Genomic DNA, 26,997 nt, shown 5'->3' on the forward strand with positions numbered 1-26,997 from the left:
CCGCTCTCTGTCACTCGTCGCACCGGCGCATTGGCGGGCACAGGCAAGGGCAGAAACCGGCGCTGTGGGATCTCCACCGCATCGTCACTGCATCGGCAAGTGCCTGGGCACCCTCCCTGACCTCCCTGGCTGACGCCTGCGGCCACCGAATCGCGCCACCACCGTGCTGGCCGCTGTTATCGGTCTAGCTCAGCATCGCTGGTCTGACCAATGGGCGCGGCCGGAAACGGTCGTGACGAAAAGTGAAGGGCGGAATTTAGTGGCAGAGCGGCGCGGGCTTCTTGCAAAAAGCTCTGGAGTTTTTACAGAAAGCTCCAGCCCGGGGAACTTCCGGCGAACGGCCGTTCGAGCCGGCCAGCGCCACCGCCCTCAGCCCTGGCGATAGGGCAGGTAGCGCCGCGCGTCCTCGGCATAGGCCAGCACGCCGGGGCGTTCCTGGGCGAGGAAATCCGCCACCGCGGCGCGCAGGCCGGGGTGGCAGAGGTAGTGCCAGGAGCGGGTGATCACCGGCTCGAAACCGCGAATCAGCTTGTGCTCGCCCTGCGCGCCGGCATCGAAACGGGCCAGGCCCTGGTCGATGGCCAGCTGCATGCCCTGGTAGAAGCAGGTCTCGAAATGCAGCCGGTCGAACTCGGCCAGGCAGCCCCAGTAGCGGCCGTAGAGCGAGCCGCCGCCGAGCAGGCTGAAGGCCATGGCCACCGGACGCGAGCGCTGGCGCGCCAGCACCACGCGGATGGCGTCGGGCATGCGTTCGGCCAGCAGGCTGAAGAAGGCCCGCGTCAAGTACGGCGCCTGGCCGCGCACCTGGTAGGTGTTGGCGTAGCACTGGTAGACGAAGTCCCAGTCCGCCTCGCTCAGCTCGCCGCCCTGGCGCCAGTCGAAGTCGATGCCCTGCCCCGCCACCTGCTCGCGCTCCTTGCGCAGCTGCTTGCGCTTGCGCGAACTCAGCGCCTCGAGAAAGTCCTGGAAGTCGCGGTAGCCGCGGTTCGTCCAGTGGAACTGGCAGCCGAGGCGTTCCAGCCAGCCGGCGCGGCCCTGCAGCAGGGCGTCGCAGGCCGGTGCGGTGAAATTGATGTGCAGGCTCGACAGGCCCTCTTCGGGCAGGCCAACGGCCAGGGCGTCGAGCAGTTGCCCGGCGGCCTGCGGCTCGCCGAGCAGGCGCGCGCCGCCGACCGGGGAGAAGGGCACCGCGCCGAGCAGCTTGGGGTAATAGCCGATGCCGGCGCGGCGGCAGGCGTCGGCCCAGGCGTGATCGAACACGTACTCGCCGTAGGAATGCTGCTTGAGGTAGGCCGGCATGGCGGCGCGCAGCACGCCGTGCCGGTCCAGCCACAGCCGGTGCGCCGGCTGCCAGCCGCTGCGCCCGCCGACGCTGGCGCTGTCTTCCAGGGCGCTGAGAAAGGCGTGGCGCAGAAAGGGCTGGGCGTCGGCCAGCAGCGCGTCCCAGCTGGCTGGATCCAGGTCGGCAAGTCGGTGCAGGGTCATGATCGGCATGGGCGCAGTCTGGCCTGTGCCGTGGGCGAAAAAAAGCCCGGGCGCCATTTTTAACCTCGCCTGGCACCGGCCCGCCGGATGGCCGCCAGGGGTGGCGAGCAATAAAAAAGCCCCGCCATTAGGCGGGGCTCAAACAGGAGCAGAGTCGGCGTTGAATCAGAACGCGTACTGCATGCGCATCACGAAAGCGTCGCCGTCGTCGTCACCCACGTTGTTGGTGATCTTGTCGGTCTCGGCCTTGACGTAGTTGGCGGCTACCTTGACCACGTCGTTGACGTACCAGTTGACGCCTACGGTGTGCAGCTTGGCCTTGGTGTCGCCCACTTCGCGGGTGGCGGTGGCCACGGTGACGTTGTCGTCTTCGACCTTGATGTTGTCGTAGCGGTAGAAAACTTCCCAGGCGCCGAGCTGCTTGTTCTCCGGCTTGATGCTGTCGAACTTCGCGCCGTCGAGCTTGTAGCCGCGCGATTCGCCGGTCAGGGTGTAGGCCAGCTGAGCGTAGTAACCGTTGGCTTCGACGTCTTCAATACCGGCACGGTCAGCCTTCAGCTTGCGCGCCAGGTATTCGGCCTGAGCCGAGAACGGCCCCATGGCGTAGGCCAGTTCGGCACCCCAGGCCGCGTCGTTGTCGAAGTCGCCAGCCACGCCCTGGAAGCCGCCAAAGGTGGCGCGGTTGCCGTTGGTACCGGCGTCGTTGCCGCCGTTGGTGGACACGCCCCGCACGGTCAGACGCGGACGGATACGGCCGTCTGCGGCGACATCGTCGAGACCGCGGTTGGCGTAGTTCAGACCCAGGTGCAGGACATTGCCGGCCTCGGCCATCGGCGCGAACACGCCGCGCACGTTGAACTGTTTGACGCTCTCGCCGTCGGTGTCGTTGCTGTCCTTGGCGCTGACGCCACCGGACAGGAAGGCCATGTTGCCCAGAACCGAGCTGGCCTGCACGCCCATGCCGTTCTCGTGGCCGTTGACCCAGTCGGCGATTTCATAGATGGCGGAACGCTCGATGGCGGTGATCCACTTGGAGCTGGTGGCCTTCTCCAGACCGAAGTCCGGATCGAAGCGACCAAAGCGCAGGTTGACCGGGTTGAAGCCGGTGTAAGCAATCGACGCCTCGTCGAAGTAGCCGTCGTCGCTGTTGCCGGCGTTGTGGGCGAGGTCGTAGCTCAGCACATACTTCCAGTCCTTGTAGACGGTGCCACTGAGCTCCAGGAAGGCACGACGGAAGTAGGCGGCGTCGGCGTTGTTGCCGTTGCGGGTGTAGAAACCGTCGAAAGTGCCATAGTCGGCCTGCAAGCGGCCGCCGAGCTTGAAGCTGAACTCCTTGTCGGTAGTCGCTACTTCCAGGCCACCTTTGGTCTTGATCACGATATCGGCGCCGTCGGTGGTGACGGTGCCGGCGAAAGCCTGGGCGGAAACGGCCAGGGCCAGGGCGCTGGCTGCGAAACCGGCGAAGTGCTTACGGATCATCGAGAAATTCCCCTGTTGGACTTTTAGTGTTGAAAACACCCGAGCGCAGGGCTCGTTCGTGCTGGGGGGAATCTTGGCGAGGGGTTATTTCAGCTCAGTTGCCAATATATAAAGATTTCATGACAGCGGAAATTTTTTACTTCGATTCTCTATAAGCAGTGCAGCGCTCTGGCCCGCGGTTCAGGACAGCGCGAAGCGCGGCCCGAACAGGATGATGGCGGCGCCCGCCAGGCATAGCGCCGCGCCCAGCCAGTCGCTGGCCAGCGGCCGGGTCTTCTCGACCAGCGCCAGCCAGGCCAGCGAAGCGACTATATAGACCCCGCCGTAGGCGGCGTAGGCACGCCCGGCGAACGCCGCCTCGACCCGCGTCAGGATCAGCGCGAACAGCGCCAGGCTGAGCAGCCCGGGCACTATCCACCAGGCGCTGCGGTCGAGCCGCAGCCACATCCAGAAGGCGTAGCAGCCGGCGATCTCCAGCAGTGCGGCGAGCAGGAACCACAGGTAGTTGAGCACGTTCGCCTCCTCAGCCGCGCAGCATGCCTTCGCGTTCCCAGGCGCAACGCACGCGCAGGGCGCCCTCCTGGGGGCTGTGAAAGCCGCTGTCGGATTCCCAGCGGAAGGTGTGCACGCCATTGAGCTCGGTTTCCAGGTGCACCACCGCATTGGCCCAGTACAGGCGCTTGAGCAGCGCCTCGAAGGCCTCGATCCACAGGTTCCACTCGTACTCCACCGCGCCGTAGCTGGCGCCGAAGTGGATCACCTGGGTCTGGTACAGGCCGGCGCCGGGCTGCTCGCAGAAGGAGAACATCTCGCGCCCGAGGAAGGGCCAGAGGTCGCCGGCCGGCAGTTCGGCCAGCACGCCGTGGTTGGTTTCGCGGCGCAGGCGACGCAGCTCGGGGTCATCCGAGGGCCAGTCGCGGATGCAGCCATAGACGATGGATTCGGACTCCACACCGGCACTCCAGGAAAAACAGACCGCCTTCTAACACAGCCCCGCCGGGCAAGAAAGGAACTGGCGCGAATTCTTCACCGCTGGCTGCGCCCGAGCAGCCAGGCGATCAGCGTCATCAGCAGGGCCAGGCCGGTGAGCGCGGCGAACGGCAGACGGTAACTGCCGGACAGGTCGCGCGCCAGGCCGGTGAGAATCGGCGTCATGCAGGCCAGGCCGTAGCCGGTGAACAGCATCATCGCGGTCCAGCGGCTGACCGCCAGCGGCGAGCCGGCCTCGTACAGCGGCAGCACCAGCGACAGGGCGAAGGAGCCGCCGAGACCGAAGCCGATCAGCACCGCCCAGAGCTCGGGGACCACGCTCGGGGCAAAGCTGATCATCGCCAGGCACAGGCTGCTCAACGCGCCGCAGGCCAGCAGCAGCGAGTAGCGGGCATCGAAGCGCTGCGCCAGCCAGGGCAGCAGGAAGGAGCTGGGCAGGCCCATCAGCATCGAGAGGCTGAGCAACGAGTTGCTGCGCAGCAGGCTCAGCCCGGCCTCGTGGTAGCGCGCCACCACCCAGGTGGCCAGGGCATAGAACAGCCCGGCCTGCAGGGCGAAGAAACAGCTGATCAGCCAGGCGCGCGGCTGCCGCCAGGGCAGACCGCCCTCCTGCGCTTCGCCGGCGCCGAGCTGGTTGGGCAGGCACAGCCAGAGCAGCACGCCGAGCAGCGCCGGCAGCGCCCAGACCGCCAGGCCGAGGTGCCAGGCATCGCCGAACAGCGCGGTGGCCGGCGCGGTGAGCACCGCGCCGGCGGCGCCGCCGATGGCCATGCCGAGGGAATACCAGCCCACCACACGGCCCATCTGCCCGGCGAAATAGCGCTTGATGAAACCCGACAGCAGCGGCCCGGCCACCGCGATGGCGGCGCCGAGGGCGATGGCGCTGGCGATCAGCACCGCGCTCTGGTGCGCCGCCAGACGCGCCAGCAGGGCCAGGGCGATCAGCGCCATGCACAGCACGATGGTGCGCTCCAGCCCCCAGCGCAGCGCCAGGCGCGGCGCCAGCGGGGCGAGCAGGCCCATGCACAGCACCGGCAGCGCGGTGGTCAGGCTGATGAAGCTGCGGCTCAGCGACAGCTCGGCGGCGATCCGCTCGATCAGCGGGGCGAGGGAGGTGATGCCGGGGCGCAGGTTGATCGCCGCCAGCACCAGGGCCACCAGCAGCAGGGCCCGAGGGACTGGTTTCACGGATTATCCAAGGTCAGAACGGCAGGCAGGCCGGATCGGCCACCCTACCCCCGCAGGCCCGCTCGGGCAAGCCTGCGGCGGCAATTAACTGACCTTTCGGTCAACCCGCCGGTTTGGCCTTGCCGCGCATCTTGTCGGCCATGTTGGCCATCTCGTCGTAGAGCGCCTGCGGGTTCTTCTGCTTGAGCGCCCAGGCCATGCGGCCCATCTCGTGCGGCAGGATCATGAAGCTGCCCTTGGCCAGCTCGGCGTGGATGTACTCGGCGATATCCGCCGCACTGATCGGCGAGCTTTCCAGCAGCTTGCCGACCTGCGCCTTCATCGCCGGGGTCGGACCGCGGAAGGAGTCCAGCAGGTTGGTCTGGAAGAACGACGGGCAGACCACGTGCACGCCGATCTCCTGCTGACGCAGCTCGATCAGCAGGCTTTCCGACAGCGCCACCACGCCGGCCTTGGCCACGTTGTAGTTGCTCATCGCCGGCCCCTGCATCAGCGCCGCCATCGAGGCGATGTTGACGATCTTGCCCTTGCTCTGCTCCAGCAACGGCAGGAAGGCCTTGCAGCCCTTGACCACGCCCATCAGGTTGATCGCGATCTGCCAGTCCCAGTCCTCCAGCGACAGCTCGCTGAAGAAGCCGCCGGACGCCACCCCGGCATTGTTGACGATGATGTCGATGCCGCCGAACTGCTCTTCGCAGGCCTGCGCCAACGCGGTCAGCTGGCTGTAGTCGCGCACGTCGCAGCGGCGGGTGAAACCGTCGCCGCCGGCCTCGCGCACCAGCTTGAGGGTCTCGGCCAGGCCGGCCTCGTTGACGTCGGCCAGGGCCAGACGCCAGCCATCGCGCGCCCAGCGCAGGGCGATCTCGCGCCCCAGGCCGGAACCGGCACCAGTAATCATCATGCGGTTTTGCATAGCGGGCCTGCCTTTTCAATGTCCGGTTGGAATGGCTGGCAGTGTAGCGAAGGAAATAGTGCCGCCTGCCCTTCATCAGGCTTATGAATAGGCAGGGCAAATCGGCGCTACGGCCTGCGTCTCCAGCGCCACAGCAGCCAGCCGTACACCGCGCCGTTGACCAGCAGCACCAGTGCGCCGAGCCACAGCTGGATCTGCGGCGTCAGTCCGGCCGGGTAGATCAGCGGGATCAGGTAGTGTTCGACGAAGCCGCCGTCGTAACCGGCCTGCCCCGCCGCGCGGCGCAACTGGTTCTCCCAGGGCGTCAGCGGGCACAGCAGGTGGCACAACTCCACCACCGCGCCCCAGGCCACTGCCGGCAGGTGCAACCAGACCAGGCGCGGCCAACGCAGCAGCAACAGGCCGCCGCCCAGCACAAAGAGGATAAAGGCCAGGTGCAGCAGCACCAGCGCATCGGCGGCCAGGCGCAGCAGCATCAGCTCACCACCCGCGGCGGCGCCACGGTGGAGCCAGGGCGATCGCGGACCGGCATGCAACCACCTCCTGTCAATGGCGCGCGCCTCTTTGGCAGGGCGCGGCGCCGCGAGACAAATAGAGCAAAACTCTCCAGAGCATCCTACTCATGCACTTCGACTATCGAAGCCATGCACAGCCCGCATTTCCCCCGGCTGCACAGGGGGACTAGCCTTGCTCTCGACGCGAAACGATTCTCATCGAGGTGCAGCATGCTCAAGACCCTGACCTTCACCATCATGCACTTCTGCATCGCCTTCGGCGTGGCCTACGCGCTGACCGGCAGCGTCGCGGTCAGCGGCCTGGTGGCGGCGGTCGAGCCGCTGTGCAACTCGGTGGGCTTCTACTTCCACGAGAAGGTCTGGGCGCGCCTGGAGGCGAAGAAGCGCGAGTCGGCCATTCCCAGGCATGCCTGGCTGCATCACCACGTCTGATCGGCGACTTGCCAGAGCCCTGGGCACCCGCGGCATACTCGGCAGCATCCACAAGGAGCCGCCATGTCCAAGCTGAGCCTGCGCCCCGCGCAACCCGCCGATATTTCGCTGATTCTCGACTTCATCCAGGAACTGGCCGAGTACGAACGGCTCAGCCACCAGGTGGTCGCCGATCCGCTGCAGATGACCGAACACCTGTTCGGCCCGCGCCCCTTCGCCGAAGTGCTGATCGGCGAGGTGGACGGCGAGGCCGCCGGCTTCGCCCTGTTCTTCCACAACTACTCCACCTTCCTCGGCCGTCCCGGACTGTACCTGGAAGACCTCTACGTGCGTCCCGCCGCCCGCGGCGCCGGCCTCGGCAAGGCGCTGCTAGCCGAGCTGGCACGCCTGGCGGTGAATCGCGGCTGCGGCCGCCTGGAGTGGTCGGTGCTGGACTGGAACACGCCGGCCATCGGCTTCTACGAAGGTCTGGGGGCCACGCCGCAGGACGACTGGACCGTCTACCGGCTGACCGGCGAGGCGCTGGACGCGCTGGCCGGACAGCCTCGATAAACGGCGGTTCTGGCACTTTGCCCCAGCTATTGCTGTCATAAGCGGGCTGTTCAATCGAGACGTTCTCTTCCTAAAAGGGACTTGCACATGCCCAGCCTTGCCCTACTCGCCGCCCTGCTCGGCGGCCTGGTCTTCTGTGCGTCCGCCGCAGCGGCGGACGTGGACGCCGAAAGCTATGGCTTTCCGCTGGCCAACCCGTTCGAGGCGACCATCGCCACCACCCCGCCGCAGCTGCGCCCGGCGTTGCCCGCCGACGACGCCATCGATCAGCGCGACTACGCCGTGCGCATCCGTCCGGATCGCGAGTTCGAGCTGCTGGAGAACTTCTGGCCGGTGACCAAGCTGCAGTACCGCCTGGCCCAGCAGAAGGGCCGTGCGCCGCTGATCTTCATCATCGCCGGCACCGGTGCGCACTATTCCAGCGGCACCCCGGAATACCTGAAGAAGCTGTTCTACGGCGCCGGCTTCCATGTGGTGCAGCTGTCGTCGCCGACCAGCTACGACTTCATGGCCGCCGCCTCGCGCTTCGCCACCCCGGGCTACACCCCGGACGATGCCGACGACCTGTACCGCGCCATGCAGGCGGTGCGCGCCCAGCACCCCAAGCTCGAGGTCAGCGAGTTCCACCTCACCGGCTACAGCCTCGGCGGCCTGCACGCCGCCTTCGTCAGCCAGCTCGACGAAACCCGCCGCGCCTTCGACTTCAAGCGCGTGCTGCTGCTCAACCCGCCGGTCAACCTCTACACCTCGATCACCAACCTCGACCGCCTGGTGCAGACCCAGGTCGAGGGCATCGACAACAGCACCAACTTCTACGACCTGGTGCTCGGCAAGCTGACCCGCTACTTCAACGAGAAGGGTTACCTGGATATCAACGAGGCCATGCTCTACGACTTCCAGCAGTCCAAGGAGAAGCTCTCCGACGAGCAGATGGCCATGCTCATCGGCACGGTATTCCGCTTCGCCGCCGCCGACATAGTGTTCAGCTCGGACCTGCTCAACCGCCGCGGCCTGATCACCCCGCAGGGCTATCGCATCAGCGAGGGCACCAGCCTCACCCCCTTCTTCCAGCTGGCGCTGCGCTGCGACTTCGACTGCTACATCGCCGAACAGCTGGTGCCGATGTGGCGCGCCCGCTACGACGGCGGCAGCCTCAACCAGCTGATCGATGCGGCCAGCCTCTACGCGCTGGAGGACTACCTCAAGGGCAGCGACAAGGTGGCGGTGATGCACAACGCCGACGATCTGATCCTCGGCCCCGGCGACATCGGCTTCCTGCGCCGCGCCTTCGGCGAGCGCCTGACCCTGTACCCGCGCGGCGGGCACTGCGGCAACCTCAACTACCGCGTCAACAGCGACGCCATGCTGGAGTTCTTCCGTGGCTAAGCACTGGATTCTGATCGCCCTGCTGCTGGGCAGCGGGCCGGCCTTGGCCGAACACCACGCCGACCCCGACGGCTTCACCAACCCGCTGCAGCACCTGCGTTTCAACCCGGGGCTGGATCAGCAGGAGTTCGAACGCGCCTCCAACGACGCCCTGCAGGTGTACGACCCGCTGGAGTCGTGGAACCGCCGCGTCTACCACTTCAACTACCGCTTCGATCAGTGGGTGTTCCTGCCGCTGGTGGACGGCTACCGCTACGTCACCCCGAACCTGGTGGAAAGCGGCATCCACAACTTCTTCAGCAACCTCGGCGAAGTGCCGACCCTGGCCAACAGCCTGCTGCAGCTCAAGGGCCAGCGGGCGATGAACAGCACCGCGCGGCTGCTGTTCAACACCATCCTCGGCATCGGCGGCATCTGGGACCCGGCCAGCCGGATGGGCCTGCCCCGGCTGCGCGAAGACTTCGGCCAGACCCTCGGCCACTACGGCATGCCGGCCGGCCCCTACCTGATGCTGCCGCTGCTCGGCCCCTCCAACCTGCGCGACACCGGCGGGCTGGTGGCGGACTACAGCCTGGAAAGCGCGGTCAACTACCTCGACGTGGCCGACGCCAGCAGCCGCAACCCCGGCATCACGGCGTTGCGCGCGGTGGACGAGCGGGCGCACACCAGCTTCCGCTACGGCCAGCTCAACTCGCCGTTCGAGTACGAGAAGCTGCGCTACTTCTATCACGAGTCGCGCAAGCTGAAGATTGCCGAATGACAGGCCGCCGAGCAGCGGGATAAACCCGTTGACCGCGGGGCCGCCCCGCGGTTTTAAGCTGACGGCCTCTCGCCAGCAGAAGGAGTGCAGCATGCGCGTCGCCCAACTGGCCAAGGCCGCCGCCGTCAGCGGCGATACCGTGCGCCACTACACCGACCTCGGCCTGCTCAAACCGCGGCGCGATCCGCACAACGGCTACCAGCTCTACGCCGCCGAGGACCTCAAGCGCCTGCGCTTTATCGCCCGCGCTCGCCGCCTGGGCTTCAGCCTCAAGGACGTGCAGGCCATCCTCGCCCGCGCCGACAGCGGCGCCGAGCCCTGCGCCGAGGTGCGCGAACTGCTCGGCGAGCGCCTGCACGCGCTCGAGGCGCATATCGCCGAATGCCAGCGCCTGGCCGGAGTGATGCAGCGCGCCCTCGCCGACTGGGCCGCACGGCCGCAATGCGCGGCCGACGGCCAGGCCATCTGCCAGCTGATCGAGGACTTCGAACTGCCCGGCGAAAGCCGCCCGGCCAGCCCCTGCCCCGCCCACTGAAACATCGAACAGATCGATCAATAGCCCGCAAAACTTGCGACATTTGATCGACAAGATCGGCGTAGCATGGCCTCCATCGCCTCGACCGACGGAGTCCACACCATGACCCAAGCCCGCCGCATCCTCAGCATCCAACCCGGCCAGCCGGCCTCGGACGGCGCCGGCGTGCGCCTCAACCGGGTGATCGGTGGCCCGGGTCTGGAGCGCTTCGATCCCTTCCTGATGCTCGACGAGTTCTCCAGCAGCGACCCGGACGACTACATCGCCGGCTTCCCGCCGCACCCGCACCGCGGCTTCGAGACCATCACCTATATGCTCGAAGGGCGCATGCGCCATGAGGACCACCTGGGCAACGTCGGCCTGCTCGGCACGGGCGGCGTGCAGTGGATGACCGCCGCGCGCGGCATCGTCCACAGCGAGATGCCCGAACAGGAGTCCGGTGCCATGCGCGGTTTCCAGCTGTGGCTCAACCTGCCGGCCAGGGACAAGCTGGGCGACCCCGGCTACCGCGATATTCCGGCCGAGGAGATTCCGCGCCTGACCACGGCAGGTGGTGTCGAGGTGGTGGTGATCGCCGGCCAGTTCGACGACGGCCAGCTCCGCCAGGCCGGCGCCGTGCAGCGCCCGCACACCCAGCCGCAGCTGTTCGACCTGCACCTGCCGCCCGGCAGCCGGATCGCCCCGCGCCTGGCCGACGGCCAGCGGGTGATGCTGTACGTCTACCAAGGCTTGCTCGAACTGCCCGAGGCCAGCGCGCAATCCGTCAGCGCCGGACGCCTGGTGCGGCTGTCCGACGCGGGTGAATTGCATCTGGCCAGCGCCCAGGGCGCACGGGTGCTGCTGATCGCCGGCACGCCGCTGCACGAGCCCATCGTGCAGTACGGCCCGTTCGTGATGAACAGCCGCGAGGAGATCGAGCAGGCCCTGCGCGATTTCCGCGACGGCGTGCTGGCCTGATCCGGCGCAGTGTCAGGCCGGCTGCGCCACCTCGGCCAGACCGAGAAAGGCGCACAGGTCGGCCTTGCGCGCCATGGCGTCCTGGTAGCCCAGCTCGATCAGCTCGCTGCAGTAGCCGGGCTCGAACAACAGGTAGCTGAGCACCCCGGCGCCGCCCGCCTTGGTCGCCCCCGGCCCGCGCAGGAACAGGCGCAGCGCCCGCGGCAGCTCGCGCTGGTGGCGCGCGGCGATCTGATCCAGCGGCCGGCTCGGGGCGATCACCAGCACGTCCACCGGATTGAGGCCGAGGCCGCGCGGGCGATGCTCCGTCGGCACCAGGCCGCTCAACTGGTTGAGCCGGTCGAGCAGCTCGATATCGCTTTCCAGGCTGTCGATAAAGGTGCTGTTGAGCAGATGGCCGCCGATCTGCGCCAGGCTCGGCGGGCGATTGCTGAGCGGGCGCGGCGCCGGCTGGCTGGGCTCGAGCTGGGCGTTGCCGCTGACCCCGATCACCAGCACGCGACTGGCGCCCAGGTGCAGCGCCGGGCTGATCGGCGCCGACTGGCGCACCGCGCCGTCGCCGAAATACTCGCGGTTGATCTTCACCGGCGGGAAGATCAGCGGGATCGAGGCGCTGGCCAGCAGGTGTTCCAGCTGCAGGCGGGTCGGCACGCCGACGCGGCGGTGGCGGAACCAGGGGTCGATGGTGGCGCGGCCCTGGTAGAAGGTCACCGCCTGGCCGCTCTCGTAGCCGAAGGCGGTCACCGCCACGGCGCGCAGCTGGCGATGGCGCACCGCCGCGGCGATGCCGGAGAAATCCAGCTCGCGCGCCAGCAGCTCGCGCAGCGGCGAGCTGTCGAGCAGCGCCACCGGCACCTCGCGACCCAGGCCGAGCAGGCTGTGGCCGACGAAGCGCGCGGCCTGGCGCAGCACCCCCGGCCAGTCGCTGCGGTACACCATATGGGTGTGAAAACCCTGCCACACCGCGGTCAGGCGTCGCACCGCCTCGCTGAAATGCAGCGCCCCGCAGGCCAGGCCGACCGCGTTCACCGCGCCGGCCGAGGTGCCGACTATCACCGGAAAGGGGTTGTGCGCGGCATCCGGCAGCAGGTCGGCGATGGCCGCCAGCACGCCGACCTGATAGGCCGCCCGCGCCCCGCCGCCGGAGAGGATCAGCCCGGTGACAGGCTCGTGGGGGCGGGCAATGACGGTCATCGGGGCAGATCCTGGGGTTTATTCGAGTATAGGCGAGCTACTTGCGCTTCCCGTACAGCTTGGCCTCGCCCTCGGGGCGGGTCTTGAAGCGCCGGTGCGCCCACAGGTACTGCTCGGGGCAGGCGCTGACCACCTGCTCGATCCACTGGTTGATGCGCAGGCAGTCGGCCTCCTCGCTGTCGCCGGGGAAGTCCGCCAGCGGCGGGTGGATGACCAGGCGGTAGCCGCTGCCGTCGGCCAGGCGCTGCTGGGTGAAGGGAATCACCCGCGCCTTGCCCAGGCGGGCGAATTTGCTGGTGGCGGTGACGGTGGCCGCGGGGATGCCGAACAGCGGCACGAAGATGCTCTGCTTGCGCCCGTAGTCTTGGTCCGGCGCGTACCAGATGGCGCGGCCCGCGCGCAGCACCTTGAGCATGGCGCGGATGTCCTCGCGCTCGATGGCGCTGGCGTCGAGGTTGTGCCGCTCGCGGCCACGGCGCTGGATGAAGTCGAACAGCGGATTCTTGTGCTCGCGGTACATGCCGTCGATGGTGTGGTGCTGACCGAGCAGCGCGGCGCCTATCTCCAGGGTGGTGAAGTGCACGGCCATCAGGATCGCCCCCTGGCCTTCGGCCTGCGCCTGCTTGAGGTGCTCCAGCCCCTCGATGTGCGCCAGCGGCGCCAGGCGCGCCTTGGGCCACCACCAGCTCATGGCCATCTCGAAGAAGGCGATGCCGGTGGAGGCGAAGTTCTCCTTGAGCAGACGTTCGCGCTCGGCGGCACTCAGCTGCGGGAAGCACAGCTCCAGATTGCGCGCGGCGATGCGCCGGCGCGAGCCGGCCGTGCGGTACATCAGCCAGCCCAGCGCGCGCCCGAGCCGCAGCAGCAGCGCGTAGGGCAACTGCACCACCAGCCACAGCAGGCCCAGGCCGAGCCACAGCGGCCAGAAGCGCGGATGAAGGAAATAGGCGCGAAAGCGTGGGCGATCCATGAAAGGTTTCCGAGCACGAGCAAAGCCGCACATTCTAACGCAGTTTTCCCGCCGACTCGGAAGCCAGGGTGTCGGCGGCTTGCGGCTTGCAGCTCGAGTCGCTATAAGTCCGGGCAACTTTCCGACTCGCCACAAGGCCCATCGCCCTCCCATGAGCCAAGCCGATCTCCTCGCCCAAGACCCCGTGTTCCAGCTCAAGGGCAGCATGCTCGCCATCACCGTGATGGAGCTGGCGCACAACGACCTGGCCCGCCTCGACGCGCAGCTCGCGGAAAAGGTCGCCCAGGCCCCGGCCTTTTTCAGCAACACCCCGCTGGTGCTGGCCCTGGACAAACTGCCGGAAGGCGAAGGCGAACTGGACCTGGCCGAGCTGATGGCCGTCTGCCGCCGCCACGGCCTGCGCACCCTGGCCATCCGCGCCAGCCGCGCGGCCGATATCGCCGCCGCCGAGGCCATGGATCTGCCGGTGCTGCCGCCCTCCGGCGCGCGCGAACGACCGCTCGACCCGGCACCGAAGAAGGTCGAGAAGCCGGCCGAACCCGAACACAAGCCGAGCAAGATCATCACCAGCCCGGTGCGCGGCGGCCAACAGGTCTACGCCCAGGGCGGCGACCTGATCGTCCTGGCCCCGGTCAGCGCCGGGGCGGAACTTCTCGCCGACGGCAACATCCATGTTTACGCGCCCATGCGCGGCCGCGCCCTGGCCGGCGTCAAGGGCAACGGCAAGGCACGGATTTTCTGTCAGCAAATGGGCGCCGAAATGCTGTCGATCGCCGGTCATTACAAGGTCGCCGAAGACCTGCGCCGCGACCCACTATGGGGCGATGCGGTGCATGTCAGCCTGTCGGGTGACGTGTTGAACATCACCCGCCTTTAACGGATACTGCGGCCAATTTTCAGGGACACAAAAAGGCATCCGGAAGCCCAATAACAGCCTACGGATTCCCGCTTTTTTCTTCATTTCTTGGGGTGAATCACCTTGGCCAAAATCCTCGTAGTTACTTCCGGCAAGGGTGGTGTCGGTAAAACCACCACCAGCGCCGCCATCGGTACCGGCCTCGCCCTGCGCGGGCACAAGACCGTCATCGTCGACTTCGACGTCGGCCTGCGTAACCTCGACCTGATCATGGGCTGCGAACGCCGCGTGGTGTACGACTTCGTCAACGTGGTCAACGGCGAAGCCACCCTGACCCAGGCGCTGATCAAGGACAAGCGCATCGAAAACCTGTTCGTGCTGGCTGCCAGCCAGACCCGCGACAAGGACGCGCTGACCCAGGAAGGCGTGGAGAAGGTGATCGGCGAACTGTCGCAGAACTTCGACTACGTGGTCTGCGACTCGCCGGCCGGCATCGAGAAGGGCGCGCACCTGGCCATGTACTTCGCCGACGAGGCGATCGTCGTGACCAACCCGGAAGTCTCCTCGGTACGCGACTCCGACCGCATGCTCGGCCTGCTGGCGAGCAAGTCGCGCCGCGCCGAGAAGGGCGAGGAGCCGATCCGGGAACACCTGCTGCTGACCCGCTACAACCCCGAGCGCGTGACCAAGGGCGAGATGCTCGGCGTCGAGGACGTCGAGGAAATCCTCGCCATCCGTCTGCTCGGCGTGATTCCCGAGTCGCAGGCGGTGCTCAAGGCCTCCAACCAAGGCGTGCCGGTGATCCTCGACGAGCAGAGCGACGCCGGCCAGGCGTACAGCGACGCGGTCGAACGCCTGCTCGGCAAGGAAGTGCCGCATCGCTTCCTCGACGTGCAGAAGAAAGGACTCATGCAACGCTTATTCGGAGCTCGCTAAATGAATATTTTCGACTTCTTTCGCGAACGCAAAAAGGAAACCCCGGCGTCGATCGCGAAAGAGCGTCTGCAAATCATCGTCGCCCACGAACGCGGCCAGCGCAGCCAGCCGGACTACCTGCCGGCGCTGCAGCAAGAACTGGTCGAAGTGATCCGCAAGTACGTCAATATCGACTCGGATCAGGTCCAGGTCGCCCTGGAGAACCAGGGCAGTTGCTCGATCCTGGAGCTCAACATCACCCTGCCGGATCGCTGATAGCTACCGGCCCGTTTCACGGCGGCTTCGGCCGCCGTGTTCGTTTATAGTCCCAGGCACCTGTAGCAGCGAGCTCTGCTCGCGAACGCCGGTAGCCAGCAGACTTCGCGAGCAGAGCTCGCTCCTACAAGACCGCTGCGAACGCCCCATGCCCCTTAGCCAGATCGAAATACTCCACCAGGACGCCGCCCTGCTGGTGATCAACAAGCCCACCCTGCTGCTCTCGGTGCCCGGCCGCGCCGATGACAACAAGGACTGTCTGGTCACCCGCCTGCAGGACAACGGCTACCCCGAGGCGCGCATCGTCCACCGCCTGGACTGGGAAACCTCCGGCATCATCGTGCTGGCCCGCGACGCCGACAGCCACCGCGAGCTGTCGCGCCAGTTCCACGACCGCGAGACCGAGAAGGCCTACACCGCGCTGTGCTGGGGCCAGCTCGAGGGCGATAGCGGCAGCATCGACCTGCCGCTGCGCTACGACCCGCCGACCAAGCCGCGCCACGTGGTCGACCATGAGCTGGGCAAGCACGCCCTGACCCACTGGCGCGTGCTCGAGCGCTGCGGCGACTGGTGCCGGGTCGAGCTCACCCCCATCACCGGCCGCTCGCACCAGCTGCGCGTGCATATGCTGTCCATCGGCCATCCGCTGCTGGGCGACCGCCTCTATGCCCACGAACAGGCCCTGGCCGCCCATCAGCGCCTCTGCCTGCATGCCAGCATGCTGGCCCTGACCCACCCGCAGAGCGGCGCGCGGATGCGCTTCGAGTGCCCGGCGCCGTTCTGATTGCCCGCCCGGTGCGCACGGCGCACGCCGTAGGGTGGATGACGCCTTTTTCATCCACCGCTCTGGTGGATCGGTGAAGCGTGATCCACCCTACGCGTTGCCCTGCGCACCACCAGCACTTAAAGCGCGATAGACGCGAACTATCGCGCGCAAACGAGCGCGCAGCCGGCACAGGCCGAGGCAAATTGGTAAACTCGCGCCATCGTTGCCCGGAGTCCCTATGCGCGAAGAACTGAACCAAGGCCTGATCGACTTTCTCAACGCCTCGCCTACCCCCTTTCACGCCACCACCAGCCTGGCCATGCGCCTGGAGGCGGCCGGTTATCGTCACCTCGACGAGCGCGCGCCCTGGCACACCGAGGCCGGCGGCCGCTACTACGTGACCCGCAACGACTCCTCGCTGATCGCCTTCAAGCTCGGCAAGCGCCCGGCCGTCGACGGCGGCATTCGCCTGGTCGGTGCGCATACCGACAGCCCCTGCCTGCGGGTCAAGCCCAACCCCGAGCTGCAGCGCCAGGGCTTCTTCCAGCTCGGCGTGGAAGTCTACGGCGGCGCCCTGCTCGCCCCCTGGTTCGACCGCGACCTGTCGCTGGCCGGCCGCGTGACCTACCGCCGCGACGGCAAGGTCGAGAGCCAGCTGATCGACTTCTACCAGCCCATCGCCGTGATCCCCAGCCTGGCCATCCACCTCAACCGCGAGGCCAACCAGGGCTGGGCGATCAACCCGCAGAACGAGCTGCCACCGATCCTCGCCCAACTGGCCAGCAGCGAGACCGCCGACTTCCGCGCCCTGCTCAGCGAACAGCTGGCCATGGAGCACGACTTCAATGCCGATGCGGTGCTGGACTACGAGCTGAGTTTCTACGACACCCAGAGCGCCGCCATCGTCGGCCTCAACCAGGATTTCATCGCCGGCGCGCGCCTGGACAACCTGCTGTCCTGCTACGCCGGCCTGCAGGCGCTGATCGACTCCAGCGACGAGGAAACCTGCGTGCTGGTCTGCACCGACCACGAAGAGGTCGGCTCCTGCTCGGCCTGCGGCGCCGACGGTCCCTTCCTCGAACAGGTGCTGCGCCGCGTGCTGCCGGAGGGTGATGCCTTCGTGCGGACCATCCAGCGTTCGCTGCTGGTGTCGGCCGACAACGCCCACGGCGTGCACCCCAACTATGCCGACAAGCATGACGGCAACCACGGGCCCAAGCTCAACGCCGGCCCGGTGATCAAGATCAACAGCAACCAGCGCTACGCCACCAACAGCGAGACCGCCGGCTTCTTCCGCCACCTGTGCCTGGAGAACGAGGTGCCGGTGCAGAGCTTCGTGGTGCGCAGCGACATGGCCTGCGGCTCCACCATCGGCCCGCTCACCGCCAGCCAGTTGGGCGTACGCACCGTCGATATCGGCCTGCCCACCTTCGCCATGCACTCGATCCGCGAACTGGCCGGCAGCCACGACCTGGAGCACCTGGTGAAAGTGCTGAGTGCGTTTTACTCCAGCCCCGAATTGCCCTGAGAGCGAGCCCCGCGATGATCGAACATATCCGCAACAGCCTGCAGGAAGCCCAGCGCGCGCTGGAGGCCTTCCTCGCCAACGAGCAGACCCTGGGCAATATCCAGCAGGCCGCCGAGCTGCTGATCGAAAGCTTCGAGGCCAAGGGCAAGGCGTTTTCCTGCGGCAACGGCGGCTCGATGTGCGACGCCATGCATTTCGCCGAGGAACTGACCGGGCGCTACCGCAACAACCGCCCCGGCATCGCCGCGGTGTCGATCAGCGACCCCAGCCATATCAGCTGCGTGGCCAATGACTTCGGCTACGACCACATCTTCTCGCGCTATATCGAGTCCCATGGCCGCGCCGGCGACGTGCTGATCGCCATCAGCACCAGCGGCAAGAGCCCCAACGTGGTCAAGGCCGCCGAAGCGGCCAAGGCCCTGGGGGTGAAGGTGGTGGCCCTGACCGGCAAGCCCGGCTCGCTGCTGGAGAGCCTGGCGGACGTGTGCATCTGCGCGCCCGGCGGCGACTACGCCGACCGCGTGCAGGAGCTGCATATCAAGGTGCTGCACATCCTCATCGAGCTGATCGAGCGCAAGCTCAGCCCGCAGAACTACGCCTAAACCCGCTCGCTAGCGGTCGATCACCTGCCCACGCATCGGCGCCAGGCGCGCCAGCAGGCGGTTCTGCGCCGGCGTCGGCACCCCCTCGGCGTCCATCGCGTCCTGCAGGTGCTCGACCAGGGCGTTGAAATCGCTGGGGGTCAGGCGCAGGCCCTTGTGGCTCTCCTCCATGCTGTCGCCGGTGTAGACGCAGGGGCCGCCGCTCTCGAAGCACAGCTGCTCGATGAGTTTGTCGCGCAGGCGCTCGATGTCGATATCGAGAAAGTGCCGGGCGATGCGCGGATCGCGCGCGCTGCCCAGCAGCATGCCCTCGACTATCCGCACGATACCCGGCTCCGCACCCAGGGCGCGGTACAGGCCGTCGTCGCGCGGCGCCTGCTGGGCGCAGGCCGCCAGCAGCAGCGGCAGGCAGAGCATGGCCAGGCGCATGTTCAGAAACTCCCCTGCACGGACAGGTAGACGCCGTCCTGGTGGTCCAGCGTGGCAATCTCGCCGAGCCGCGCGTAGGCCAGCACCAGGGCCAGGTGCTTGTTCGGAAAGTAGCCGACGAACAGATCGGCCCAGTCGCTCTCGCCGGCGAAACTCAGGTTGTCGGGCTTTTCCCGGTACTCCATGCCCACCGCCCAGTGCCGATCCAGCAGCACCGCAACCGAGCCCTCCTTGAGCCAGGAATGGCGGTCGCGGCGGTCGCCGCCGAAGCCCAGCAGACCCAGCTCGTTGGCCCGGCTGTAGCGCAGGTTGGCGTTGAGCAGCAGGTTGTAGCCGAAGGCGCCGCCGAGGATCAGGCGGCTGGCCGCCAGGTAGCCTTCGCTGTCCTCGCGACGCTGCGCGCCGACCAGGCTGGGCACCCGGAAGTCGCGCTGGCGCTTGTGCTGCAGGCCGAGGGCAATCTGCGGCAGGCGGTCGTAGATCAGGTCGCCGGCCAGGCGCAGCTTGAGGCCGAGCACGTCCTGGCTGAGGCTGTTGTCCGGCAGGCGCAGGTCGCGCGCCAGGGTGCCGAGGTCGAAGCGCTGGCGCGCGTAGGACAGCTCGATGCGGTTGCCGTAGGCCGCCGCCACACCGGCCACGTCGAGGCGGTAGTCGCCGGTCTCGACGCGGGTGGCGAACACGTCCGCGCCCCATTCGCCGCGCTCGCCGTAACCGGCCAGCACCGCCCAGGGCATGATCCCGCCGCCGGCGGTTCCCTCCAGGCTGGTGGCGCCGCCGGTGGCCAGCAGGCGACCTTCGCCGGCGGCGGCCAGCTCGCCGCACAGGCACAGGCCCAACAGATAAGCGAGTCGCATGCTTCAGTGCACCTTGGCCAGGGGGGAACGATAGGGTTGCGCCAGCCAAGCCTCGAAGGCCGCGGCGGCCAGTGGCCGGCTGATCAGGTAGCCCTGCGCGGTGTCGCAGTGCCAGCGCTGCAACAGGCTCAGGCTGGGCGCCAGTTCGACGCCCTCGGCCACCACCTTGAGGCCCAGGCTGTGGCTCATTTCGATGGTCGAGCGGACGATCACCGAGTCCTCGCTGTGGTCGTCCAGCTCGCGCACGAAACTCTGGTCGATCTTCAGCTCCTGCACCGGCATGCGCTTGAGCTGCGCCAGCGAGGAGTAGCCGGTGCCGAAATCGTCCACCGACAGGCCGATGCCGCAGCCGCGCAGGCCGTGCAGCACCTGCAGCGCGCGCTCGGGGTCGAGCATCACGCCGCTCTCGGTGATCTCGAAGATCAGCTGCTCCGGCGCCACCCGGTAGTGCGCCAGCAGCGCGCCGACCCGCGCCGGCAGGTCGGCGTCGAGCAGGTCCTCGGTGGAGATGTTCAGCGACAGCTGCACCCAGACGCCGCGCCCGTCCCATTCCTGCAACTGGCGCATGGCCTCCTCGATGACCCAGGCGGTGAGCAGCTGGATGCTGCCGGTGCGCTCGGCCAACGGGATGAATTCGCCGGGCGAGACCATGCCCAGCTGCGGGTGCTGCCAGCGCAGCAGCGCCTCGGCCTGGCGCACGAGGCCCTCGCGGATGTCCAGCTTGGGCTGGTAGTGCAGCAGCAGCTGGCCCTGCGCGGCGGCGTGGCGCAGGTCGCGGATCAGGCGGATCTGCCGCTGCTGGGCGGCGTCGCGGCCCTGCTGGTAGAGCTGCAGGCGACCGGGTTGCTGGGCGGCGTCCTGCATGGCGATGCGCGCACGGCGCAGCAGGTCGTCCGGCGTGTCACCGTCGGCCGGGTAGGCGGCGATGCCGATACGGCAGTCCAGGGCGACGTCCAGGGTGCCGATGCGCAGCGGCTTGAGCAGCAGCTGGTGCAGGCGGTCGGCGCTGGCCACCGCGCTGTCGCCATCGCACTGCTCCAGCAGCAGGAGGAACTCGTCGCCCAGCAGGCGCGCCAGGCTGTCGCCGGGGCGCAGGGTCGCTTGCAGGCGCCGGGCCAGCTGCTGCAGGGCCAGGTCGCCGCCGCCCTGGCCGCAGCTCTCGTTGATCGCGGCGAAGTTGCCCACGCCCAGGTACAGCAACGCGGTGGGTCGCCCGGCGGTGATCGCGCTGCCCAGCCGTTCCAGCGCCAGGGTGCGGTTGGGCAGACCGGTCAGCGCGTCGTGCAGGGCGTTGTGCGCCAGTTGCCGCTCACGCTCGGCGATGCCGCGCTGCATGTCGTTGACCGCCAGCGCCAGCACGCCCAACTCGTCGCTGCGGGCCAGGGCCACCGGCTGTTGATAGTCGCCACGGCCGATGCGCTGGGCGGCAGCGGCCAGTTCGCGCACCGGCCGCGACACGCTGCGCGCCAGCAGCAGGGCGCCGACCAGCGAGGCGAGCATGGCCCCCAGGCTGATCAGCAGGATGCGCCGATCCAGCGGCGCGAACGCCGCCTCGGCCTCGCCGAGGGATTTGTGCAGCAGCGCCTCGACCCGGTAGCCGGAGCCGCTGGCCAGTTGCAGGTGCTGGCCGAAGTAGTGCTCGGTGCCGTCGTCGAGGCGCTGCGGCATCGCGCCGGCCGCCTCCATCTGCGCCTCCAGCAGGGCCTGGGCGCTGCCCGGCAGGGTGCTGATCCAGGTCGGCGCAGCGCCGTCGCGACTGGCCACCAGGCTCAGTTCCAGGTGGGTCAGCTCACGCAGTTGCAGGGCGAATTCGCGGTCCACGGCAAAGCCCATCAGCACCCGGGCGATCGGCAGCGGCGCGCTCACCGTGGCATCCACCAGCAGGTAGATCTGCCTGCCGATGGGCAGCAGGAACAGCCGCGGGCCGTCGCGCCGCGGCAACTGCAACTGGCGGTCGAGACGGGCCAGCGCCTCGGCATCGATGCCCGGGTCGGTGCTCACCTGTAGGCTGCCATCCAGGCCCAGGAGGAACACGGCGCCGGCGTTGATCCGCGCGCCCTGGTTGGCCAGCGCCGAACGGATGGTCGGCGCATCGCCGCTGGCCACCGCATCTTTGAAGCCGAAATCGGCCGCCAGCACCTGGGCGGCCTGCTGCAGCTGGTCGCTGCGCAGCGCCAGCAGTTGCTCGAATACCCGGCTGCCGACGTTCAGCTGTTCCTGCGCCTGGGCGCGCACCGCCGCATCGGTGGCTGCCTTCACCGCGACATAGAGGGCGCCGATCACCACCAGCAGGAGCAGGACGAGAACGCCGGCGATACGCGCCTGGAAGCTACTGCGCAGCATCTTCGGCGGCTTTCCTGAAGGCCTCGCCGAACGCGCTCGGCGCCGGCGGCGCGGGTGGCTCGGCGGGGCCGCTGCTGGCCAGGACGAACCGCTGGCTCGGCGCCTGGGCGTCGAACAGCAGCTCGCCGGCGGCCTGCGGCAGCAGCTGCGGGTTGCCCGGGTGCCACAGGGTCACGGCGTAGCGCCCGGCCGGCAACTCGGCGATGGCGGCGCGGCCGTGCTCGTCGCTGACGGCGAACCAGGGGTCGTCGGTGACGTAGATATAGCCGAGCATCCAGTCGTGGATATTGCAGCCGAGCACCACCAGCCCGGGCTTGTCGAACAGCACCGGCTCGCTCGGCGTACCCTGGTACAGGCGCAGCTCGAAACGCTTGGCCGGCGAGAAGGAATAGACCTGATGGCGGATGTCGTCGCTGTTGGGGAAGGACACCGAGGTACCGGTGCGCACCGCCAGCACATGGGGCAGGAACTGCTTGTTGCGCTGATCCATGCGCGCCGACGACGGCGCCTGGGGCGCGTCCAGCGGGCCGCGCAGGCTGATCACCGCATCGGCCAGCGGCTGGCCGGCGGCGTCCACCAGCTCGGCCTGCAGCGCCGCGGCATGCGCCGGACCGGGCAGGACCAGGGCGGCGAACAGAACGAGGGGGAGCAGGCGGGAATTGCAACCAGTCATGCGCGTACCTTGGCCCGAGCCGAAGGCCGGACGTTCACAGGATTACATGCCGTCCTGGCAACCGAGTTTGGCGTACTGAGATGACAGCCTAGCTGGCCGGCGGCGAACCGGCCAGCGGCAATTGGCCAGCAGCGGCGCTATTCGCTGCGCAGGCGCTTGGGCGTGAGGCCGAGGTAGCGGCGCATCGCCGTGGTCAGCGCGCTCTGGCTGGAGAAGCCGCATTCCTCGGCGATCCGCACCAGCGGCAGCTTGCTCTCGCGCAGCAGCCGCGCGGCGCGGTCGAGGCGGGTCTTGAGCAGGTACTGGTGCGGGGTGAGGCCGACGCTGTCCTTGAACTGGGCGTGGAAATGGCTGGGGCTCAGGCACATCACCTGGGCCAGTTCGGCGACGCTGATGCGCCGCGCCAGGTGCTCGCCGATATAGCCGTCCAGGCGCTGCAGATCCAGGCTGCCCTGCGGCCGCCAGCGCTGCTCGCCGAACAGGCGCAGGTGCAGCGCGCGCAGCAGCACGCCGCCGAGGGAACGGGCCAGGATCGAGTCGCTGCCGTAGCGTTCCAGCTCGGCGCCGGCGTAACTCAGCAGGTGCTGGAAATCGACGTCCAGCGCCGGATAGCGCGGGGTCTCGAACAGGCGGTGGAGCAGTTCCAGGTCTTCGCTGGGGGTGTCCTGCTCGTCGAGGTCGAGGATCAGCATGCGGTTGTCGCCCATGCCGGCGAACTGGTGGGCGGCGTCGCCCGGCACCAGGCAGGCGCGCATGCGGCACACCTCGCCGCCGCGGCCGCCGACCTCGAATTCGGCGCGGCCGACCAGGGACATCACCAGCTGGTGATGGTCGTGGGCATGGACATGGGCCTGTTCATCCAGGCGGATCACTCGGGCTTGCAGCATCGCGAAAGACTGGCGGCACGAAACAAGGGTTGCACTTTACTCCTTAATCGCAAAAAACGCCGCAACCCACGACCAGCGGACGGGTTGCACCTTTTCCAACGCACGCACCAGATTGGGCAGCGAAATCCGCCCAGGCGCCATTAATGGGCACAGCCGGCGCCGCGGCGCAACCGCCATGCCCAGGCAATCCGGGCATTGCCGGCGGCTGGCAGGAGAGTTGCTTGAGCGAGATCCAATCGACATGGCTCAGCCAGCGGATTCAACCAAGCGAGGCCCCATGAATCTGGAACTCTCTATCGCCCTGGCCCTGGGCGCCGTGCTGCTTGCCCTCGGCCACTGGCTCAGCCAGCGCGCCGAACGCCGCCACCACCTGGCCCTGGGCCAACTGGAAAGCCAGACCCTGCAACGCTGCCTGGAACTGCTGCAGGCGCTGCAGAAGCATCGCGGCCTCGGCGCGCAGCAAGACATCGCCAGCGTCAGCCAGCGCAACGCCCTGGCCCGCCAGCTCGATGCGCTGTGGCTGAACTGGCCCGGCGCCAGCCTGCAGCTGCCGGCGCTGCAGCAGCACTGGCCGCAGCTGCGGCGCAAGCCCGCCGACTTCGAGGCGCACAGCAAGCTGATCGAGGCCCTGCTGGAAGCCATCGAGCGGCTGGAAGACCGCCTTTACCAGCACGAACACCCGGCCATCCGCGGCCTCGGCGAGGCCTGCCGCGCCCTGGAAGACCTCGCCCGCCTGCGCGGCCTGGCGGTGCGCGCGGCCAACTACTCGCGCTGCCCGCCCGGGCTGCAGATGCAGATGCGCTTTCTCTGCGAGCGCCTCGACGCACAGGGCCAGGACCAGCCGCTGCACGCCCTGCTCGAGCGCCTGCGCCAGGAGCTGATCGACGCGCCGCAGGTGCGCCTGGCCCCCGCCGACTGCTTCGCCCTGCTCACGCCGCTGATCGAGCAGCGCCTGCAGGGGATTCGCCTGAATCTCGCTTGAACAGAGCCGTTGAAAAACCCCGAGCACCGCCCCATCTAGCACTTAACGTGCAAGCAAAGGTGCTCCATGAACGATCAGGACATCACCCCCGACGCCGCCGCAGAAGGCGCCCAGACGCACGGCACCAGCCTGGTGCTGCCCGCCCAGCGCCTGCCGGACAAGCTCTACGTCATCCCCATCCACAACCGCCCGTTCTTCCCCGCTCAGGTGCTGCCGGTGATCGTCAACCAGCAGCCCTGGGGCAAGACCCTGGAGCGCGTCGGCAACACCGACCACCGCTGCCTGGCGGTGTTCTACGTCGACACCCCGCCCGGCGACAGCGGCGAATTCGACCTCGACAAGCTGCCCGAGCACGGCACCCTGGTGCGCGTGCACCATGCCAGCGAGGACGGCGGCAAGCTGCAGTTCGTCGCCCAGGGCCTGGCGCGGGTGCGCATCCGTGGCTGGCTCAGCCGCAAGCCGCCGTACCTGGCCGAGGTGGAGTACCCGCAGGCGCCGGCCGACCCGCGCGACGAGGTCAAGGCCTACGGCATGGCGCTGATCAACGCGATCAAGGAGCTGCTGCCGCTCAACCCGCTGTACAGCGAGGAACTGAAGAACTACCTCAACCGCTTCAGCCCCAACGACCCCTCGCCGCTCACCGACTTCGCCGCCGCCCTCACCACCGCGCCGGGCGCCGAGCTGCAGGAGGTGCTGGATACCGTGCCGATGCTCAGGCGCATGGAGAAGGTACTGCCGCTGCTGCGCAAGGAGGTCGAGGTGGCGCGCCTGCAGAATGAGCTGTCGGCCGAGGTCAACCGCAAGATCGGCGAGCGTCAGCGCGAATTCTTCCTGCAGGAACAGCTCAAGCTGATCCAGCAGGAACTGGGCATCGTCAAGGACGACCGCAGTGCCGACGCCGACGAGTTCCGCGCCCGCCTGGAGGGCAAGACCCTGCCCGAGCAGGCGCGCAAGCGCATCGACGAGGAACTGAACAAGCTGGCCATCCTCGAGACCGGCTCGCCGGAGTACGCCGTCACCCGCAACTACCTGGACTGGGCGACCAGCCTGCCCTGGGGCGTCTACGGCCAGGACAAGCTCGACCTGGCCCATGCGCGCAAGGTGCTGGATGCGCACCACGCCGGCATGGACGACATCAAGCAACGCATCGTCGAGTTCCTCGCCGTCGGCGCCTTCAAGGGCGAGATCGCCGGCAGCATCGTGCTGCTGGTCGGCCCGCCCGGGGTGGGCAAGACCAGCATCGGCAAGTCCATCGCCGAAAGCCTGGGCCGGCCCTTCTATCGTTTCTCGGTCGGCGGCATGCGCGACGAGGCTGAGATCAAGGGCCACCGCCGCACCTATATCGGTGCCATGCCCGGCAAGCTGGTGCAGGCGCTCAAGGAAGCCGAGGTGATGAACCCGGTGATCATGCTCGACGAGATCGACAAGATGGGCGCCAGCTACCAGGGCGACCCAGCCTCGGCGCTGCTGGAGACCCTCGACCCGGAGCAGAACGTCGAATTCCTCGACCACTACCTGGACCTGCGCCTGGACCTGTCCAAGGTGCTGTTCGTCTGCACCGCCAACACCCTCGACTCGATTCCCGGGCCGCTGCTCGACCGCATGGAGGTGATCCGCCTGTCCGGCTATATCACCGAGGAGAAGCTGGCCATCGCCAAGCGCCACCTGTGGCCCAAGCAGCTGGCCAAGGCCGGCGTGCCCAAGGCGCGCTTGGGGATCAGCGATGCGGCGCTGCGTGGGGTGATCGAGGGGTATGCCCGCGAGGCCGGCGTGCGCCAGCTGGAGAAGCAGCTGGGCAAGCTGGTGCGCAAGGCGGTGGTGAAACTGCTGGACGATCCCGAAGCGAAGATCCGCATCGGTGCCAAGGACCTGGAAGAAGCCCTGGGCATGCCGGTGTTTCGCAACGAGCAACTGCTGGCCGGCACCGGCGTCATCACCGGGCTGGCCTGGACCAGCATGGGCGGCGCCACCCTGCCGATCGAGGCGACGCGCATCCACACCCTCAACCGCGGCTTCAAGCTCACCGGCCAGCTCGGCGAGGTGATGAAGGAGTCGGCGGAGATCGCCTACAGCTACGTCAGCTCGCACCTGAAGCAGTACGGCGGCGACCCGGCTTTCTTCGACCAGGCCTTCGTCCACCTGCACGTGCCGGAAGGCGCCACGCCCAAGGACGGCCCCAGCGCCGGCATCACCATGGCCAGCGCGCTGCTGTCGCTGGCACGCAACCAACCGGCGAAAAAGGGCGTGGCGATGACCGGCGAGCTGACCCTGACCGGCCAGGTGCTGGCCATCGGCGGGGTGCGCGAGAAGGTGATCGCCGCGCGGCGGCAGAAGATCTTCGAGCTGATCCTGCCGGAGGCCAACCGCGGCAGCTACGAGGAGCTGCCGGACTACCTCAAGGAAGGCCTGACCGTGCATTTCGCCAGGCGCTACAGCGATGTGGCCAGGGTGTTGTTCGAGTAGAAGCAGCGGCAAGCTTCAAGCCGCAAGCAAAAGCGGCTGCTGGAATCGTCGGGCGGAGCGCTGCGCG

28 protein-coding genes are annotated in these 26,997 nt (G+C 68.0%); 14 read left to right on the top strand and 14 right to left on the bottom strand.

The genetic code is table 11. The features are described from left to right. Window positions 1-369 precede the first annotated feature (369 nt). The 7 genes from AC1G9C_RS18615 to AC1G9C_RS18645 all read right to left on the bottom strand — a co-directional run bounded on the left by AC1G9C_RS18615 (window position 370) and on the right by AC1G9C_RS18645 (window position 6,531). Window positions 370-1,494, bottom strand: a complete 1,125-nt coding sequence (locus tag AC1G9C_RS18615) for a GNAT family N-acetyltransferase (protein WP_480408444.1) — start codon at window positions 1,492-1,494, stop codon at window positions 370-372. 156 nt (window positions 1,495-1,650) lie between these two features. Beyond that, a complete protein-coding gene (locus tag AC1G9C_RS18620; RefSeq protein WP_021444563.1) occupies window positions 1,651-2,964 on the bottom strand; it encodes an OprO/OprP family phosphate-selective porin in 1,314 nt (437 codons plus the stop codon). Between the two features lie 180 nt (window positions 2,965-3,144). Continuing rightward, window positions 3,145-3,477 carry a YnfA family protein gene (locus AC1G9C_RS18625; protein ID WP_480408445.1) on the bottom strand — a complete coding sequence of 111 codons (333 nt, stop codon included), beginning with the start codon at window positions 3,475-3,477 and terminating at the stop codon, window positions 3,145-3,147. A 10-nt stretch (window positions 3,478-3,487) separates the two neighbouring features. After that, window positions 3,488-3,916: a hypothetical protein gene (locus AC1G9C_RS18630; RefSeq protein WP_021444565.1), complete on the bottom strand. Its 429-nt coding sequence runs from the start codon at window positions 3,914-3,916 to the stop codon at window positions 3,488-3,490. A gap of 74 nt (window positions 3,917-3,990) precedes the next feature. Beyond that, window positions 3,991-5,142: an MFS transporter gene (locus AC1G9C_RS18635; RefSeq protein ID WP_480408446.1), complete on the bottom strand. Its 1,152-nt coding sequence runs from the start codon at window positions 5,140-5,142 to the stop codon at window positions 3,991-3,993. Window positions 5,143-5,242: 100 nt separating this feature from the next. Next, the gene (locus tag AC1G9C_RS18640; protein ID WP_021443870.1) at window positions 5,243-6,055 is read right to left on the bottom strand and encodes an SDR family oxidoreductase; all 813 of its coding nucleotides are present in this window, start codon (window positions 6,053-6,055) and stop codon (window positions 5,243-5,245) included. Window positions 6,056-6,162: 107 nt separating this feature from the next. Beyond that, window positions 6,163-6,531 carry a DUF2784 domain-containing protein gene (locus tag AC1G9C_RS18645; protein WP_122107679.1) on the bottom strand — a complete coding sequence of 123 codons (369 nt, stop codon included), beginning with the start codon at window positions 6,529-6,531 and terminating at the stop codon, window positions 6,163-6,165. Window positions 6,532-6,780: 249 nt separating this feature from the next. Here AC1G9C_RS18645 and AC1G9C_RS18650 point away from each other — a divergent pair, with 249 nt between their 5' ends. From AC1G9C_RS18650 to AC1G9C_RS18675, 6 genes are all read left to right on the top strand, one after another. Further along, window positions 6,781-7,002, top strand: coding sequence for a DUF2061 domain-containing protein (locus AC1G9C_RS18650; RefSeq protein WP_480408447.1), 222 nt, complete (start codon window positions 6,781-6,783; stop codon window positions 7,000-7,002). Between the two features lie 63 nt (window positions 7,003-7,065). Further along, window positions 7,066-7,554, top strand: coding sequence for a GNAT family N-acetyltransferase (locus AC1G9C_RS18655; RefSeq protein WP_021443873.1), 489 nt, complete (start codon window positions 7,066-7,068; stop codon window positions 7,552-7,554). 87 nt (window positions 7,555-7,641) lie between these two features. Then, window positions 7,642-8,940 carry a serine/threonine protein kinase gene (locus tag AC1G9C_RS18660; protein ID WP_480408448.1) on the top strand — a complete coding sequence of 433 codons (1,299 nt, stop codon included), beginning with the start codon at window positions 7,642-7,644 and terminating at the stop codon, window positions 8,938-8,940. Next, complete coding sequence (locus tag AC1G9C_RS18665; RefSeq protein ID WP_021443875.1) at window positions 8,933-9,700, top strand: MlaA family lipoprotein; 768 nt, start codon at window positions 8,933-8,935, stop codon at window positions 9,698-9,700. The genes AC1G9C_RS18660 and AC1G9C_RS18665 overlap by 8 nt, the downstream gene beginning before the upstream one ends. 91 nt (window positions 9,701-9,791) lie before the next feature. Beyond that, entirely contained in the window at window positions 9,792-10,235 is a 444-nt protein-coding gene (locus AC1G9C_RS18670; RefSeq protein ID WP_480408449.1) for a MerR family DNA-binding protein, read from the top strand. A gap of 102 nt (window positions 10,236-10,337) precedes the next feature. Next, the gene (locus AC1G9C_RS18675) at window positions 10,338-11,192 is read left to right on the top strand and encodes a pirin family protein (RefSeq protein ID WP_480408450.1); all 855 of its coding nucleotides are present in this window, start codon (window positions 10,338-10,340) and stop codon (window positions 11,190-11,192) included. A gap of 12 nt (window positions 11,193-11,204) precedes the next feature. Here the strand turns inward: AC1G9C_RS18675 and AC1G9C_RS18680 are convergent, their stop codons facing one another. Beyond that, entirely contained in the window at window positions 11,205-12,386 is a 1,182-nt protein-coding gene (locus AC1G9C_RS18680; protein WP_457789462.1) for a patatin-like phospholipase family protein, read from the bottom strand. Between the two features lie 37 nt (window positions 12,387-12,423). Continuing rightward, a complete protein-coding gene (locus tag AC1G9C_RS18685) occupies window positions 12,424-13,356 on the bottom strand; it encodes a lipid A biosynthesis lauroyl acyltransferase (protein ID WP_480408451.1) in 933 nt (310 codons plus the stop codon). A 151-nt stretch (window positions 13,357-13,507) separates the two neighbouring features. Here AC1G9C_RS18685 and minC point away from each other — a divergent pair, with 151 nt between their 5' ends. From minC to lpcA, 6 genes are all read left to right on the top strand, one after another. Next, window positions 13,508-14,233 carry a septum site-determining protein MinC gene (minC, locus tag AC1G9C_RS18690; RefSeq protein WP_480408452.1) on the top strand — a complete coding sequence of 242 codons (726 nt, stop codon included), beginning with the start codon at window positions 13,508-13,510 and terminating at the stop codon, window positions 14,231-14,233. Window positions 14,234-14,335: 102 nt separating this feature from the next. Further along, complete coding sequence (gene minD, locus AC1G9C_RS18695; protein ID WP_021443220.1) at window positions 14,336-15,148, top strand: septum site-determining protein MinD; 813 nt, start codon at window positions 14,336-14,338, stop codon at window positions 15,146-15,148. Next, window positions 15,149-15,403, top strand: coding sequence for a cell division topological specificity factor MinE (minE, locus tag AC1G9C_RS18700; RefSeq protein WP_021443221.1), 255 nt, complete (start codon window positions 15,149-15,151; stop codon window positions 15,401-15,403). Between the two features lie 148 nt (window positions 15,404-15,551). Continuing rightward, entirely contained in the window at window positions 15,552-16,187 is a 636-nt protein-coding gene (locus AC1G9C_RS18705; RefSeq protein WP_021443222.1) for an RluA family pseudouridine synthase, read from the top strand. Between the two features lie 220 nt (window positions 16,188-16,407). Then, window positions 16,408-17,697: a M18 family aminopeptidase gene (locus AC1G9C_RS18710; protein ID WP_021442100.1), complete on the top strand. Its 1,290-nt coding sequence runs from the start codon at window positions 16,408-16,410 to the stop codon at window positions 17,695-17,697. A gap of 14 nt (window positions 17,698-17,711) precedes the next feature. After that, window positions 17,712-18,299 (top strand): D-sedoheptulose 7-phosphate isomerase, encoded by a 588-nt coding sequence (gene lpcA / locus AC1G9C_RS18715; protein WP_122107590.1) that lies wholly within the window; start codon window positions 17,712-17,714, stop codon window positions 18,297-18,299. A 9-nt stretch (window positions 18,300-18,308) separates the two neighbouring features. Here the strand turns inward: lpcA and AC1G9C_RS18720 are convergent, their stop codons facing one another. The 5 genes from AC1G9C_RS18720 to AC1G9C_RS18740 form a co-directional block, all read right to left on the bottom strand. Then, window positions 18,309-18,728 carry a group I truncated hemoglobin gene (locus AC1G9C_RS18720; RefSeq protein WP_021442098.1) on the bottom strand — a complete coding sequence of 140 codons (420 nt, stop codon included), beginning with the start codon at window positions 18,726-18,728 and terminating at the stop codon, window positions 18,309-18,311. A gap of 2 nt (window positions 18,729-18,730) precedes the next feature. Continuing rightward, the gene (locus tag AC1G9C_RS18725; protein WP_480408453.1) at window positions 18,731-19,582 is read right to left on the bottom strand and encodes a DUF3034 family protein; all 852 of its coding nucleotides are present in this window, start codon (window positions 19,580-19,582) and stop codon (window positions 18,731-18,733) included. Window positions 19,583-19,585: 3 nt separating this feature from the next. Then, the gene (locus tag AC1G9C_RS18730) at window positions 19,586-21,925 is read right to left on the bottom strand and encodes a putative bifunctional diguanylate cyclase/phosphodiesterase (protein WP_480408454.1); all 2,340 of its coding nucleotides are present in this window, start codon (window positions 21,923-21,925) and stop codon (window positions 19,586-19,588) included. Continuing rightward, entirely contained in the window at window positions 21,912-22,598 is a 687-nt protein-coding gene (locus AC1G9C_RS18735) for a methylamine utilization protein (RefSeq protein WP_480408455.1), read from the bottom strand. The genes AC1G9C_RS18730 and AC1G9C_RS18735 overlap by 14 nt, the downstream gene beginning before the upstream one ends. Before the next feature lie 137 nt (window positions 22,599-22,735). Continuing rightward, window positions 22,736-23,485 carry a helix-turn-helix transcriptional regulator gene (locus AC1G9C_RS18740; protein ID WP_397496272.1) on the bottom strand — a complete coding sequence of 250 codons (750 nt, stop codon included), beginning with the start codon at window positions 23,483-23,485 and terminating at the stop codon, window positions 22,736-22,738. Between the two features lie 277 nt (window positions 23,486-23,762). Between AC1G9C_RS18740 and AC1G9C_RS18745 the strand changes: the two genes are divergently transcribed. Then, the gene (locus AC1G9C_RS18745; RefSeq protein ID WP_480408456.1) at window positions 23,763-24,467 is read left to right on the top strand and encodes a hypothetical protein; all 705 of its coding nucleotides are present in this window, start codon (window positions 23,763-23,765) and stop codon (window positions 24,465-24,467) included. 66 nt (window positions 24,468-24,533) lie between these two features. Beyond that, window positions 24,534-26,930: an endopeptidase La gene (gene lon, locus AC1G9C_RS18750; protein WP_480408457.1), complete on the top strand. Its 2,397-nt coding sequence runs from the start codon at window positions 24,534-24,536 to the stop codon at window positions 26,928-26,930. The last annotated feature ends 67 nt before the right edge of the window (window positions 26,931-26,997 follow it).

The organism is Pseudomonas sp. ABa2, from assembly GCF_056676075.1.

Bases quoted from the DNA above. Each gene is read 5' to 3' on its own strand.
- minC (WP_480408452.1), top strand. From the start codon at position 13,508: ATGAGCCAAGCCGATCTCCTCGCCCAAGACCCCGTGTTCCAGCTCAAG.
- AC1G9C_RS18725 (WP_480408453.1), bottom strand. From the start codon at position 19,582: ATGCGACTCGCTTATCTGTTGGGCCTGTGCCTGTGCGGCGAGCTGGCC.
- lpcA (WP_122107590.1), top strand. From the start codon at position 17,712: ATGATCGAACATATCCGCAACAGCCTGCAGGAAGCCCAGCGCGCGCTG.
- lon (WP_480408457.1), top strand. From the start codon at position 24,534: ATGAACGATCAGGACATCACCCCCGACGCCGCCGCAGAAGGCGCCCAG.
- AC1G9C_RS18655 (WP_021443873.1), top strand. From the start codon at position 7,066: ATGTCCAAGCTGAGCCTGCGCCCCGCGCAACCCGCCGATATTTCGCTG.
- minE (WP_021443221.1), top strand. From the start codon at position 15,149: ATGAATATTTTCGACTTCTTTCGCGAACGCAAAAAGGAAACCCCGGCG.
- AC1G9C_RS18660 (WP_480408448.1), top strand. From the start codon at position 7,642: ATGCCCAGCCTTGCCCTACTCGCCGCCCTGCTCGGCGGCCTGGTCTTC.
- AC1G9C_RS18620 (WP_021444563.1), bottom strand. From the start codon at position 2,964: ATGATCCGTAAGCACTTCGCCGGTTTCGCAGCCAGCGCCCTGGCCCTG.
- AC1G9C_RS18740 (WP_397496272.1), bottom strand. From the start codon at position 23,485: ATGCTGCAAGCCCGAGTGATCCGCCTGGATGAACAGGCCCATGTCCAT.
- AC1G9C_RS18745 (WP_480408456.1), top strand. From the start codon at position 23,763: ATGAATCTGGAACTCTCTATCGCCCTGGCCCTGGGCGCCGTGCTGCTT.
- AC1G9C_RS18685 (WP_480408451.1), bottom strand. From the start codon at position 13,356: ATGGATCGCCCACGCTTTCGCGCCTATTTCCTTCATCCGCGCTTCTGG.
- AC1G9C_RS18735 (WP_480408455.1), bottom strand. From the start codon at position 22,598: ATGACTGGTTGCAATTCCCGCCTGCTCCCCCTCGTTCTGTTCGCCGCC.
- AC1G9C_RS18680 (WP_457789462.1), bottom strand. From the start codon at position 12,386: ATGACCGTCATTGCCCGCCCCCACGAGCCTGTCACCGGGCTGATCCTC.
- AC1G9C_RS18645 (WP_122107679.1), bottom strand. From the start codon at position 6,531: ATGCTGCTGCGCCTGGCCGCCGATGCGCTGGTGCTGCTGCACCTGGCC.
- AC1G9C_RS18640 (WP_021443870.1), bottom strand. From the start codon at position 6,055: ATGCAAAACCGCATGATGATTACTGGTGCCGGTTCCGGCCTGGGGCGC.
- AC1G9C_RS18675 (WP_480408450.1), top strand. From the start codon at position 10,338: ATGACCCAAGCCCGCCGCATCCTCAGCATCCAACCCGGCCAGCCGGCC.
- AC1G9C_RS18730 (WP_480408454.1), bottom strand. From the start codon at position 21,925: ATGCTGCGCAGTAGCTTCCAGGCGCGTATCGCCGGCGTTCTCGTCCTG.
- AC1G9C_RS18705 (WP_021443222.1), top strand. From the start codon at position 15,552: ATGCCCCTTAGCCAGATCGAAATACTCCACCAGGACGCCGCCCTGCTG.
- AC1G9C_RS18710 (WP_021442100.1), top strand. From the start codon at position 16,408: ATGCGCGAAGAACTGAACCAAGGCCTGATCGACTTTCTCAACGCCTCG.
- AC1G9C_RS18670 (WP_480408449.1), top strand. From the start codon at position 9,792: ATGCGCGTCGCCCAACTGGCCAAGGCCGCCGCCGTCAGCGGCGATACC.
- AC1G9C_RS18720 (WP_021442098.1), bottom strand. From the start codon at position 18,728: ATGCGCCTGGCCATGCTCTGCCTGCCGCTGCTGCTGGCGGCCTGCGCC.
- AC1G9C_RS18615 (WP_480408444.1), bottom strand. From the start codon at position 1,494: ATGCCGATCATGACCCTGCACCGACTTGCCGACCTGGATCCAGCCAGC.
- AC1G9C_RS18650 (WP_480408447.1), top strand. From the start codon at position 6,781: ATGCTCAAGACCCTGACCTTCACCATCATGCACTTCTGCATCGCCTTC.